General features: G+C 70.1%; 12 protein-coding genes. 3 read left to right on the plus strand and 9 right to left on the minus strand.

Translation table 11 applies throughout. The features are described from left to right. Positions 1 to 74: 74 nt before the first annotated feature. The gene (locus FB561_RS11240) at positions 75 to 1,565 is read left to right on the plus strand and encodes a CYTH and CHAD domain-containing protein (RefSeq protein ID WP_145805787.1); all 1,491 of its coding nucleotides are present in this window, start codon (positions 75 to 77) and stop codon (positions 1,563 to 1,565) included. Between the two features lie 54 nt (positions 1,566 to 1,619). Here the strand turns inward: FB561_RS11240 and FB561_RS11245 are convergent, their stop codons facing one another. Continuing rightward, positions 1,620 to 1,931 carry a metal-sensitive transcriptional regulator gene (locus tag FB561_RS11245; RefSeq protein ID WP_145805789.1) on the minus strand — a complete coding sequence of 104 codons (312 nt, stop codon included), beginning with the start codon at positions 1,929 to 1,931 and terminating at the stop codon, positions 1,620 to 1,622. A gap of 141 nt (positions 1,932 to 2,072) precedes the next feature. Between FB561_RS11245 and FB561_RS11250 the strand changes: the two genes are divergently transcribed. Then, on the plus strand, positions 2,073 to 4,151 hold the full coding sequence (locus tag FB561_RS11250) for a copper-translocating P-type ATPase (protein WP_145805791.1): 2,079 nt from the start codon (positions 2,073 to 2,075) through the stop codon (positions 4,149 to 4,151). A 63-nt stretch (positions 4,152 to 4,214) separates the two neighbouring features. On the opposite strand, the gene FB561_RS11255 is transcribed toward FB561_RS11250, so the two are convergent. After that, complete coding sequence (locus FB561_RS11255) at positions 4,215 to 4,568, minus strand: cupin domain-containing protein (RefSeq protein ID WP_202880588.1); 354 nt, start codon at positions 4,566 to 4,568, stop codon at positions 4,215 to 4,217. A 92-nt stretch (positions 4,569 to 4,660) separates the two neighbouring features. On the opposite strand from FB561_RS11255, the gene FB561_RS11260 reads away from it, so the two are divergent. Next, positions 4,661 to 5,125, plus strand: coding sequence for a MarR family winged helix-turn-helix transcriptional regulator (locus FB561_RS11260; RefSeq protein WP_145805793.1), 465 nt, complete (start codon positions 4,661 to 4,663; stop codon positions 5,123 to 5,125). Positions 5,126 to 5,251: 126 nt separating this feature from the next. Here the strand turns inward: FB561_RS11260 and FB561_RS11265 are convergent, their stop codons facing one another. The 7 genes from FB561_RS11265 to FB561_RS11295 form a co-directional block, all read right to left on the minus strand. Further along, the gene (locus FB561_RS11265) at positions 5,252 to 5,590 is read right to left on the minus strand and encodes a hypothetical protein (RefSeq protein WP_202880589.1); all 339 of its coding nucleotides are present in this window, start codon (positions 5,588 to 5,590) and stop codon (positions 5,252 to 5,254) included. Positions 5,591 to 5,771: 181 nt separating this feature from the next. After that, a complete protein-coding gene (locus tag FB561_RS11270; protein WP_145805795.1) occupies positions 5,772 to 7,415 on the minus strand; it encodes a solute symporter family protein in 1,644 nt (547 codons plus the stop codon). Then, on the minus strand, positions 7,412 to 7,753 hold the full coding sequence (locus tag FB561_RS11275) for a DUF485 domain-containing protein (RefSeq protein ID WP_145805797.1): 342 nt from the start codon (positions 7,751 to 7,753) through the stop codon (positions 7,412 to 7,414). Before FB561_RS11275 ends, FB561_RS11270 begins: the two co-directional genes overlap by 4 nt. Positions 7,754 to 8,043: 290 nt before the next feature. Then, a complete protein-coding gene (locus FB561_RS11280) occupies positions 8,044 to 9,591 on the minus strand; it encodes a sodium/solute symporter (RefSeq protein WP_145805799.1) in 1,548 nt (515 codons plus the stop codon). Further along, positions 9,592 to 9,984 (minus strand): hypothetical protein, encoded by a 393-nt coding sequence (locus tag FB561_RS11285; RefSeq protein ID WP_145805801.1) that lies wholly within the window; start codon positions 9,982 to 9,984, stop codon positions 9,592 to 9,594. Between the two features lies 1 nt (position 9,985). After that, the gene (locus FB561_RS11290) at positions 9,986 to 10,732 is read right to left on the minus strand and encodes a LytR/AlgR family response regulator transcription factor (protein ID WP_145805803.1); all 747 of its coding nucleotides are present in this window, start codon (positions 10,730 to 10,732) and stop codon (positions 9,986 to 9,988) included. A gap of 65 nt (positions 10,733 to 10,797) precedes the next feature. Beyond that, entirely contained in the window at positions 10,798 to 11,928 is a 1,131-nt protein-coding gene (locus FB561_RS11295; RefSeq protein WP_145805805.1) for a histidine kinase, read from the minus strand. Positions 11,929 to 11,933 lie beyond the last annotated feature (5 nt).

An 11,933-nucleotide genomic window follows, 5' to 3' on the forward strand; every position in this document is an offset into this window, starting at 1 on the left:
GGTCCGTGCAAAGGATGGTCACGGTTCTGTCCGGACCGGCTGACCGATCTTGTCCTGACTGGTAAACAAGGGACATGGCCGCGACCGAGCAGCGTGAGATCGAGACCAAGTACGACGTCGACCCGAGCGTCGTCGTGCCCGCGCTGCACGAGCTGCCGGGCGTCGCGCGCGTCGAGCAACCGGTCGAGCTCGACCTGGAGGCCGTGTACTACGACACCGCCGAGCTCGACCTGGTCGCGAACAAGGTGACCCTGCGCCGCCGGACCGGGGGCGAGGACGACGGCTGGCACGTCAAGCTGCCGGTGTCCAAGGGCGAACGTCTGGAGATCCGGCACCCGCTCGGTCGCGCGGTCCGCAATGTGCCGATCCAGGTGGTCCGCACGGTCCGCGTGTACGTCCGTGACCATGACCTCGTCCCGGTGGTCGCGCTGAACACCCGCCGGATCCTGCACAAACTGGTCGACGACGACGGCGAGGTACTGGCCGAGCTCGCCGACGACACGGTCACCGCGACCGTCGAGGGCGCCGAGCCGGAGACCTGGCGGGAGTGGGAGTTCGAGCTCGTCAACGGCACCCAGGAGCTGGCGGACGCGGCCGACCCGATCCTGCTCGCCGCCGGCGCCGGGTACGCGTCCGGCCCGAGCAAGCTGGCCCGGGCTCTGGGCGACCGGGTCCCGCAGGCCGAGGAGTGGGAGCTGCCGGCCAAACCGACGACGGCCGACCTGTTCCGCGCGTACGCCGGGGCGCAGGTGCGCGCGATCCACCAGCGCGACCCCGAGGTCCGCCGGGACCTGCCCGACTCGGTCCACAAGATGCGGGTCGCCACTCGCCGGCTGCGGTCCGCCCTGGCGACGTACCGGCCGGTGATCAACCGCGAGGTGGGTGACCGGATCCGCGGTGAGCTGAAGTGGTTCGGCGGCGAGCTCGGTGCTGCCCGGGACGCCGAGGTGATGCGCGAGCACTTCCTGGTCGCGGTCTCGGAGCAGCCGACCGAGCTGATGATGGGCCGGGTCGCGGGGACGATCGACGACCATCTGCGGACCACCTACAAGCAGGCCCACGTGCGTGCGCTGGCGGCGCTGGAGAGCGAGCGGTACTTCCGTCTGCTCGACACGCTCGACGAGCTGATCGAGTCCCCGCCGGTGACCGACGCGGACACCAAGGCCAAGAAGCAACTGCCGGATCTCCTCCGCCACGACTGGAAGCGGATGCGCAAGGAGGTCCGCCTGGTCGAGGCCGCCGACACGATCGTCGACCAGGACCACCACCTGCACGAGGTCCGCAAGGCGTCCAAGCGGCTGCGGTACGCGGCGGAGTCGGCCCAGCCCGTCCTGGGCCAGCAGGCGACCGACCTGGCCGCCCGGGCCGAAGAGGTGCAGGAGATCCTCGGCGACCACCAGGACAGCGTCGTCGCCCGCGAACTGCTCCGGCAGCTGGCCATCGAGGTCCACGCGGCCGGCGGGAACGCGTTCAGCTACGGCCGCCTGCACGCCGCCGAGGAGCGCCGCGGCGAGAGGTCCCGGGACGCGTTCCTGGAGCACTGGCCCGGCTTCGGCAAGCCCTGATCGGGGCTGTCTGTTCCTGATCAGCAACGGCTCCTGATCAGGAACAGTCTCTGATCAGGAGCGAACGAGGCGGGCGATCGCCTCGGAAGCTTCCTTGAGCTTGCGGTCCGCCTCGGGCCCACCGGCCGCGGCCGCGTCGACCACGCAGTGCGCCAGATGGTCGTCGAGCAGCCCGAGCGCGACCGACTCGAGCGCCTTCGTCATCGCCGAGATCTGGGTCAGGATGTCGATGCAGTACTGCTCGCCCTCGACCATCCGCTGCAACCCCCGCGCCTGCCCCTCGATCCGGCGCAACCGCTTCAGATAAGCGTCCTTGTCCCCGATGTACCCGTACTGCGCCTGCTGCCCCGCCTGGTGCTCCGCCATCCAGCCTCCCTAGCCGGGTCACAGGGTACCTAGGCGGCGAACTCACTCCTCCGTCCGTGATTGCTGCGGTCCAATCTAGATACCCATTACCCCTAGGGGGTATAGTGCTCGGTGTTGAATGAGTGGTGGAGAGGACGAGCGATGGACGAGCACGCGGCTCACGGGCAGCCGGCGCACGCGGTACCGGCTGAGCACTCGGGACACGGGGCGCCGGCCGGTCACGCCGGGCATCAGGCGCACGCTGGGCACGACAAGCACGCGGGCCACGATCCGGAGATGTTCCGGCGGAAGTTCTGGCTGAGTCTGCTGCTCACGCTGCCGATCGTGATCACCAGCGAGATGGTGATGGAGTGGTTCGGCTACTCGCTGGACTTCCCGGGGATGGACTGGGTCGGGCCGGTGCTCGGCACCGTGGTCTTCTTCTACGGCGGCCTGCCGTTCCTGGTCGGCGGCGTCCGGGAGGCGCGCGATCGGGCGCCCGGGATGATGCTGCTGATCTCGATGGCGATCACCGTCGCGTACGTCGCGTCGCTGGCGACCAGCGTCGGCTGGTTCGACCTGGACTTCTGGTGGGAGCTGGCCGCGCTCGTCACGATCATGCTGCTGGGTCACTGGCAGGAGATGAAGGCGATCGGTCAGGCGCAGGGCGCGCTGGCCGCCCTCGCCGCGCTGCTGCCGGACGAGGCCGAGCGTGTCACCGGCGACGACGTGGAGACCGTGTCGATCGGCGACCTGCGGGTCGGTGACGTGGTCCTCGTCCGCTCCGGCGCTCGCGTACCGGCGGATGGCGGGATCGTCGACGGCGCTGCCGAGCTGGACGAGTCGATGATCACCGGGGAATCCCGGCCGGTCGCTCGCGGCGTCGGTGACCGCGTTGTGGCCGGCACCGTGGCGACGGACTCGGCGATCCGGGTCCGCGTGGCCGCGGTCGGCGAGGACACGGCCTTGGCCGGGATTCAGCGGCTGGTCGCGCAGGCGCAGGAGTCGAGCGGGCGCGCGCAGGTACTGGCTGACCGGTTCGCCGCGATGCTGTTCTACGTCGCGACCGCGGCGGCCGTGATCACGTTCGCGGCCTGGTGGTTGTTCGGCACCCTGAGCGAGGCCGTGGTCCGGACGGTCACCGTCCTGGTCATCGCCTGCCCGCACGCCCTCGGCCTGGCGATCCCGCTGGTGATCGCGCTGTCGACGGCGGTCGCGGCCAAGGCGGGCATCCTGGTCAAGGACCGGCTGGCGCTCGAGCGGATGCGGACCGTCGAGGCCGTCCTGTTCGACAAGACCGGCACCCTGACCAAGGGCGAGCACATCGTGACCGACGTGGCCGGCGGCGACGAGGTCCTGCGGATCGCGGGCGCCGTCGAGTCCGACAGCGAACACCCGTTGGCCCGCGCGATCGTCCGGGCCGCCGACGACCAAGGCGGACGAGCTCGCGCGACCGACTTCAAGTCCCTGACGGGCCGTGGGGTCCAGGCGGCGGTCGACGGTACGACGTACGCGGTCGGCGGGCCCGCCTTGCTCCGGGAGCTGGGCGTGACGGTGGTCGGGGAGTTCGCGGATCGGGCCGAGGAGTGGTCGAAGCGGGGCGCGGCGGTGCTGTACCTGCTGCGCGACGGGGAGACCGTCCTGGGGGCGATCGCGTTGGAGGACGAGGTTCGCCCGGAGGCGCGGGCCGCGGTCGAGGAGTTGCGCGCGATCGGGGTCGGCAAACTGGTGATGATCACCGGCGACGCCGAACCGGTGGCGCGGGCCGTGGCGCAGGACCTCGGCTTCCGTGAAGGAGTCGACGAGGTCTTCGCCGAGGTGCTGCCGGCCGACAAGGACAAGGCGGTGAGCGAGCTGCAGTCCCGCGGTCTGCGCGTCGCGATGGTCGGTGACGGCGTGAACGACGCGCCCGCGTTGGCCCGGGCCGATGTCGGGATCGCGATCGGCGCCGGGACCGACGTCGCGATCGAGTCCGCCGGCGTGGTGCTCGCGTCGTCGGACCCGCGCGGCGTGACCGGCGTGATCCGGCTGTCGAAGGCGTCGTACCGGAAGATGATCCAGAACCTCGCCTGGGCCGCGGGGTACAACATCATCGCGATCCCGTTGGCGGCCGGCGTCTTCGCGTGGGCCGGCCTGACCCTCAGCCCGGCGATCGGCGCGGTGCTGATGTCGGTCTCGACGATCGTGGTCGCGCTCAACGCGCAGCTGCTGCGGCGAGTCCACCTGACGCCGACCGACTGAGCAGATCGGCGGCGGCTTGAACAGGTACGTGGCGGCGGGCGATCGTGGTCGCCCGCCGCTCGGCTAGCTGATCCACGGGGGTGTGCCGCGGCCGGTGGTCTCGCCGGGGACCGTGACCGTGGCGGTGCCGTAGCCGGCGACGAGGGCAGTGAAGTCGCCGTTGGCGGTGATACGGCGGGGCGTATCGGCCGGGAAGACGGCGGTTTCGCCGGGGGTCAAGTGGAGGGTCCCGTCGCCGAGCTCGACCGACGCGGTCCCGGTGAGCGCGGTCCAGATCTGCTCGCTGTCGACCACGTGCAGGGGACCTTGGGCGCCGCCCTTCATCTCCACCTTCCACAGGCTCAGCTCCGTACTGCCCTGGGTCGGCGAGGCGTACGTGGTCATCACGGCGTTCGGGGTCTCGGTCACGCGGTACACGGTCTGCTCCTTCGGTTCTGATTTCGACAACCTGGTTGACGAAATAGTACACCGGGTTGTCGATCTGTCCAGGGGTCCGGGATGATGCCGGGGTGGAACGGTTCGGATTCGAGTTGCCGCTGTTGCTGGCCGGCGCGTTCCGGCAGCTGATCGACGAACTCCATCGCCGGCTCGCCGAAGAAGGTCACGCCGACCTGCGCCCGGCGCACGGCTTCGCGCTGCAGGCGATCGGGCCGGACGGCGGAACGATGTCGGAGATCGGCCGGCGGCTCGGGGTCTCCAAGCAAGCCGCGACGAAGACCGTTGGAAAGCTTGCTGAGCTTGGATATGTGGAGCGCGGCGCTGACCCGGGCGATGCTCGCGCGGTGCAGGTGACGATCACGTCGCGCGGCCGGGAGGCGCTGCGGCGGTCGGCGGAGATCTTCGAGGACCTCCGGCGCGAGTGGGTCCGGTTGCTGGGGCGGGATCGCGTGCTGGCGCTCGAGGAGGACCTGGGCAAGGTCCTCGATTCTTCCGGTGGGGTGGCACTCGGGGATCTGCCGGGATGGTTGCGGTAAGCAAGAGAGCTACCCAGCACGCGCCGCTCCTTCGTCGCGGTGACCTGGAAAAATGGGACAGGTTCGTGCGGAAGCGGGCAGCGTGGCTGGGCCCCCAAGCCGCATGCCGGCCCAGCCGGCCGAACCCTAACCCACCATCTCCAGTAGCTCGCCCAAAATCGTCGCCCAAGGCAACGGTCGAGCGATCCCGGCCGCCTGTGGTTGGCGCAACGCCCACACGTCCTCGCCGTACACCAGCCGCACCTCCGCCTTCCGCAACAACCCGAGATGCCCTTCCCACGAAGGGTGTCGAGCATGTCCCGCGTTCACCCTCGGGAACAGCCAGCGGGCCGCGGTCGGTGTAAGCGTCACGGCGACCTGGTAACCCTCGGCGATCAACGGCTCGACCAAGCCGGACCGTAGGTGCTCGACGCCGCCCGCGGAGCTGCCCACCACGCCGATCACCTTCGTACTCGTGCTCCGCACCGTAACGACCTGCAAGAACGGGCCCAGATGGAGGGGCTGGGCCCGTTCTTGGGTGGTGCTGTCAGGCGGGTTCGCGGTTGGTCTGCTGGACCCGCCTGACAGGGCTTGGGGCGGGGGTGCCGCCAGTGACACCCCCGCCGGGCCGGTCCGGTCCTCGTGCAGCGGAGGACCGGAGCGGCGGTCAGTGCTGGACTGCCTTTTCGGCACCTGCTCCGGTCAGGGAGCGGACCTCCATCTCGGCGTACTTGTCGACGTTGATGACTTCCTTGCTGGTGACCGTGCCGAGCCAGCCCAGGAAGAACGCGAGCGGGATCGAGACGATGCCGGGGTTGTCCAGCGGGAACCAGTGGAAGTCGATCGAGGTGTCGGTGATCATCGACAGGCTCTGGCCGGTCTTCTTGTCGACCTTGCCGGAGACGACCGGGGAGAAGGCGATCAGGATGATCGCGGACCCCAGGCCGCCGTAGATGCTCCAGAGCGCGCCGCGGGTGGTGAACCGCTTCCAGAACAGCGAGTACAGGATGGTCGGCAGGTTCGCGCTGGCCGCGACGGCGAACGCCAGGGCGACCAGGAAGGCGACGTTCTGGCCGTTGGCGAAGATCCCGCCGACGATCGCGACCACGCCGATCACCAGCACGGTGATCCGGGCGACCCGGACCTCGCCGGTACCGCTGACCTGGCCCTTCTTGATCACCTGGCCGTACACGTCGTGCGCGAACGACGCGCTCGCCGTGATCGTCAGGCCGGCCACCACCGCGAGGATGGTGGCGAACGCGACCGCGGAGATGACGCCGAGGAGGAGTTCACCGCCGAGCTCGTACGCGAGCAGGGGTGCGGCCGAGTTCGCCTTGCCGGGGGCGGCGCGGATGACGTCGGGCCCGACCAGGGCCGCGGCGCCGTAGCCGAGGACCAGGGTGAAGAGGTAGAAGATGCCGATGATCCAGATCGCCCAGCTGACGCTGCGGCGGGCTTCCTTGGAGTTCGGCACGGTGTAGAAGCGCATCAGCACGTGCGGCAGACCCGCGGTTCCGAGGACCAGGGCGAGCGCCAGCGAGATGAAGTCCAGCTTGCTGATCCCGGTCATGCCGTACTGCAGGCCGGGGTTGAGCAGCTTGTCGCCGACCGGGCTCTTCTCGACCGCTCCGCCGAGCAGACCGGACAGGTTGAAGCTGAACTTGGCCAGCACCCACAGCGTCATGATGCCGGCGCCGATCACCAGCAGGACGGCCTTGACGATCTGGACCCAGGTGGTGCCCTTCATGCCGCCGACCAGGACGTACGTGATCATCAGCAGGCCGACGACCGCGATCACCAGGTTCTGACCGGCCCGGCCGTCGATGCCGAGCAGCAGCGCGACCAGGCCGCCGGCGCCGGCCATCTGGGCGAGCAGGTAGAAGAAGGAGACCACCAGCGTCGAGATCGCGGCCGCCATCCGGACCGGGCGCTGCTTCAGCCGGAACGACAGCACGTCGGCCATCGTGAAGCGGCCGGTGTTCCGGAGCAACTCCGCGACCAGCAGCAGGGCGACGAGCCAGGCGACCAGGAAGCCGATCGAGTACAGGAAGCCGTCGTACCCGTTCAGCGCGATCGCGCCGGCGATCCCGAGGAACGACGCGGCGGACAGGTAGTCGCCCGCGATCGCGATGCCGTTCTGCGGGCCGGTGAACGAGCGGCCGCCGGCGTAGTAGTCGGCCGCGGTCCGGTTGTTGCGCGAGGCCCGGATCACGATCGCCAGGGTGGCCACCACGAACAGCGCGAAGATCGCGATGTTGACGGTCGGGTTGCCGATGTCGGTTGCCTGGGGCAACAGCAGGGGAGCGGTCACTGGTCCTCACCTTCGATCAGCGTGCGCATCCGCTCGGCCGCCGGGTCGATCTCGCGGTCCGCCCAGCGGACGTAGATCATCGTGATGGCGAACGTCGAGACGAACTGCCCGAGCCCGAGCAGCAACCCGACGTTGAAGTTGCCGACCAGCTTGTGCGACATGAACCCGGGGGCGTAGTCGGCGAGCAGGACGTAGACGAAGTACCAGACCAGGAACAGGCCGGTCATCGGGAACACGAAGCGCCGGAACCGGCGACGCAGCTCGGAGAAGTCCGGTGACAGCTGGACGTCTCGGTACGTCGTCAGTTCCGGGTCACCCGCGCGGCGCGTTTCGCTCATCGCGGGACCTCCAGACGTGGTCGGGCCGGGCGGTGGCCGGCGCGCGGGCGTTGCAGCTCGTACTGTGGTCCCGCCCGCGGTACCGGCAGAAGCACCGGCACGCATCGAGCGCTCAGCGGCACCCAGCCCTCGACCGGCGGGAGCGTCGCGTGCGACGAGCGGTAGGAACCACACGACGAGCGGTACCTCCAGCACTCACCAAACCCCGGGAACCACGAATCCCCAGCGCGGGTCAGGCGTGGACCGCTGGCGGGCAGGGACGTTGGTGAGTGGTGGGCGTCCGCATCCCCTCACGGACGGGAGAACCCTCGATCGACGTCGACGGCTTCGGGGGTGTGGAGGCGGACCATGCTGCGGGCGGTGCCGGCCGGGATCTTGTGCGGGGTGAGCTTGGAGACCACGATCACGGTGAGGAACGCGAGCGGCATCGTCCAGGCGGCGGGCTGGCCGATCAGGGCGCCGGCCCAGCCGCCGTGGGGTGGATCGATGACGTTCACCAGGACCGCGGTGATCGCGGCGATCCCGCCGACCAGCAGGCCGGCCGCGGCGCCGACGGTCGACATCCGGCGCCACCAGATCCCGAGCACCAGCAACGGGCAGAACGTCGACGCTGCCACCGCGAACGCCAGGCCGACCGTGTCCGCGAGACTGAGCGAGCCGGTCAGGTTCCAGGCCAGGTACGGCACCGCGATCGCGAGCGCGGCCGCGATCCGGAAGCTGTTCACGGCGAGGTAGTCGCCGCCGGTCAGCCGGTGCAGTCTGTTCCGCAGCAGGTCCTGGTCGATGACGCCCGCGATCGCGACGGTGAGACCCGACGACGTGGACAGGAACGCGGCGAACGCGCCCGCCGCCACCAACGCGCCGAGCAGGTCACCGACCGTCCCGGGGAAGATCCGGCCGGGCAGTTCGAGGACGACCGTGTCCGCGGCACTGGTGAGCAGATCGGGCGCGAACGACCGCCCGAGCACGGCGTACACAGGCGGGAAGAGGTAGAAGGCGCCGAGCAACGCGAGCACCACGACCGTCGTCCGCCGGGCCGCGCGGCCGTCCGGGTTCGTGTAGAAGCGGACCAGGACGTGCGGCAGTCCCATCGTTCCGAAACAAAGGGCCAGCAGCAACGAATAGGTCGCGTACAGCGGGTGGTCGCGGCCGCCTTCGCGGGACAGCGGTTCGGCCCATTCCGACCCGGCGCCGTGCAACGAGTCGAGCACGCCGACCGGGTGGTCCATCGACCGCCAGGCGATCAGGATCACGAAGATCGGCGCCGCCAGCGCGGTCAGCTTCAGCCAGTACTGGAACGCCTGCACGAACGTGATCGAGCGCATCCCGCCCGCGGCCACGTTGATCACCACGATGATCGCGACCAAGGCCGCCCCGACCGCCGGGGGAGCACCCGTCACCGTCTGGACGGTGAGCCCGGCGCCGCGCAACTGCGGGAGCAGGTACAGCGTGCCGATCCCGGCGACCAGGGCCGAGCAGATCCGCCGGACCACCGCCGACTCGAACCGGGTCTCCGCGAAGTCCGGCAACGTGTACGCGCCCGAACGACGCAGCGGGGCCGCGATCAGGACCAGTAGCATCAGGTACCCGACGGTGTAGCCGACCGAGAACCACAGCATGTCGGCGCCGTTCACGATGACCAGGCCCGCGACTCCGAGGAAGGACGCGGCGGACAGGTACTCCCCGCTGATCGCCGAGGCGTTCCAGCGCGGCGTCACGGCCCGGCTGGCGACGTAGAAATCGCTGGTGGTGCGGGAGATCCGGAGTCCGAACAGGCCGATCCCGATGGTCGCCACGATCACCAGCGCGATCGCGGTCAGGCTCATCGCCGAGGACATCTACTGCCGCCCCACGAACTCGGTGAACTCGGTCTCGATCCGCTCGGCCTGCCGGACATAGATGCGCGCGGCAACATAAACGACCGGGTAGACGAGCACGCCGAGCAGCAACCACGGCAGCGGTACCCCGACGACGGCGAGTGTCCGGGTCGCGGGGACGAGGAAGAAGAGCAACGGGAGTCCGCCGAGGACGACCACGGCACCGCCGATCACCGCGAGCGTGAGGCGGAGCTGCGACTGGATCAGCGAGTGCATGTAGACCTCGCCGACCCGGGTCTGCTCGTCGATCTCCCGGGTCCCGGTGTGCGACGTACTGCGCTGCGCCGCACTCGTCCGCGGACTGGTGACGCGGACGCGCCGTGGGACCGGGGCCGGGTCGTCGGGCGCGGGCACGTCAGCCCCGCAGCGACGTCGAACGGACCAGCAGGTCGCGCAGTTCGCGGGTGTGCCGGCGGCTGACCGGGAGCCAGTCCTCCCCGACCCGGACCGCGCACCGGCCGCCGTCCACCCGCATCTCGTCCACGTGCGCGAGCGCGACCAGGGTGCTGCGGTGGATCCGGGTGAACCCCGCGTCCCGCCAGCGCTCCTCCAACGTACTCAGCGGGACCCGGACGAGGTGCGAGTTCTGGCCCGTGTGCAACCGCGCGTAGTCGCCCTGCGCCTCGACGTACCGGACCGTGGACCGCTGGACGAACCGGGTCACCCCGGCCAGCTCGACCGGGATCACCTCGTCGTCGGTCTCGTCCGGTGACTGCACCACCTGCGGACCACCCGCGCTGACCACCCGGCGGACCGCCTCGGCCAGCCGTTCGGCGCGGACCGGTTTCATCACGTAGTCGGTGGCGTCCAGGTCGAACGCGGCCACCGCGTGCTCGTCGTACGCGGTGACGAAGACGATCTGTGGGCGGCTGGCGAACTTGGACAGCACCCGGGCCAGGTCGATGCCGTCGAGCCCGGGCATCTTGATGTCGCAGAACACCACGTCGAGATCGGCGCCCTGCAGGATCTTGAGCGCGTCCGGGCCGTTCGACGCAGTTCTGATCTCGCCGATCCGCGGGTCCTGGGACAACAGGTACACCAGCTCGGCCAGAGCGGGCTCCTCGTCGTCGGCGACCAAGGCGCGGAGAGGGGTGTCGGCCATGGGCGACAGGTTAGGGCACTGGCCTCTTACGGGCACCCGGTCGCGGCGGGTGGGCGGTGCCGTTCTCAGGCCGACGCGTGCACGCCCGACGAGTACTTCGGGACGCGGAAGCTCACCTTGGTCCCCGCGTCGACCGCTGTCTCCACCACCAGGCCGTACGCGTCCCCGTACACCTGGCGCAGCCGCGCATCCACGTTGCCGAGGCCGACCGAGTCGCTGCTGGACTCGCCGGACAGGGCCGCGCGGATCACCTCGGGATCGCTGCCGGCGCCGTCGTCCTCCACGCTGATCTCCGCCTCCGACCCACGGTCCATCGCCCGCAGCGTGATCCGCCCGGACCCGGTCGTCCCCTCCAGCCCGTGCCGTACAGCGTTCTCCACCAGCGGCTGTACGACGAGAAACGGGATCGCCACCGACAACACCTCGGGCGCGACCAGCAGGGAGACGGTCAGGCGTTCGCCGAACCGCGCCTGCTCGAGGACGAGGTACCGCTCCACGTTGCGCAGCTCGTCCGCCAACGTGGTGAACTCGCCGCCCCGGCGGAGTGCGTACCGGGAGAAGTCGGCGAACTCGAGCAGCAGTTCCCGGGCGCGCTCCGGGTCGGTCCGCACGAACGACGCGATCGCGGCGAGCGCGTTGTAGATGAAATGCGGACTGATCTGGGCACGGAGCGCGCGCAGCTCGGCCTCCATCGCCCGGGTGCGCTCCTTGTTGAGCTCGGCCAGCTCCACCTGACCGGAGACCCAGCGGGCCACCTCCTCCGTCGCCCGGACCAGCGCGGCCGACGAACGCGGGCTGTACGCGAGCAGGACGGCGACCACGCGGTCCTCCGTGACGATCGGCGCGACCACCGCGGTACGGATGGGACACTGTGGGTCCCCGCAGGCCACGTCGTGCGCACCGAGTACGGCGGTCCGCCCGGTGCGCAGGGTCTGAGCTGCGATGGCCTTGGCGTCGACGCGGTGGTTCGACTCGTACGGACCGCCGACTCCGTCCCACGCGAGGACGCCGGACCCGTCACAGATCGCGATGGCCGCGGTGCCGAGCAGGTCACGCAGGTGCTTGCTCGCCTTGCCGGCGGCGGCCGGTGTCAGCCCCTCCCGCAGGCTCGGGGAAGCGAGCGACGCGGTGTGCAGCGTCGCGTACGTGGCCTTGTCGGCCTGAGTCCCGAAGTGCTTCCGCCGCCGCGCGAACATGCCAA

The organism is Kribbella amoyensis (genome assembly GCF_007828865.1).
GTDB classification, from domain to species: domain Bacteria; phylum Actinomycetota; class Actinomycetes; order Propionibacteriales; family Kribbellaceae; genus Kribbella; species Kribbella amoyensis.

Coding starts and splice junctions, on each gene's coding strand:
- FB561_RS11295 (WP_145805805.1), bottom strand. CDS start 11,928: ATGTTCGCGCGGCGGCGGAAGCACTTCGGGACTCAGGCCGACAAGGCC.
- FB561_RS11280 (WP_145805799.1), bottom strand. CDS start 9,591: ATGTCCTCGGCGATGAGCCTGACCGCGATCGCGCTGGTGATCGTGGCG.
- FB561_RS11290 (WP_145805803.1), bottom strand. CDS start 10,732: ATGGCCGACACCCCTCTCCGCGCCTTGGTCGCCGACGACGAGGAGCCC.
- FB561_RS11250 (WP_145805791.1), top strand. CDS start 2,073: ATGGACGAGCACGCGGCTCACGGGCAGCCGGCGCACGCGGTACCGGCT.
- FB561_RS11240 (WP_145805787.1), top strand. CDS start 75: ATGGCCGCGACCGAGCAGCGTGAGATCGAGACCAAGTACGACGTCGAC.
- FB561_RS11245 (WP_145805789.1), bottom strand. CDS start 1,931: ATGGCGGAGCACCAGGCGGGGCAGCAGGCGCAGTACGGGTACATCGGG.
- FB561_RS11275 (WP_145805797.1), bottom strand. CDS start 7,753: ATGAGCGAAACGCGCCGCGCGGGTGACCCGGAACTGACGACGTACCGA.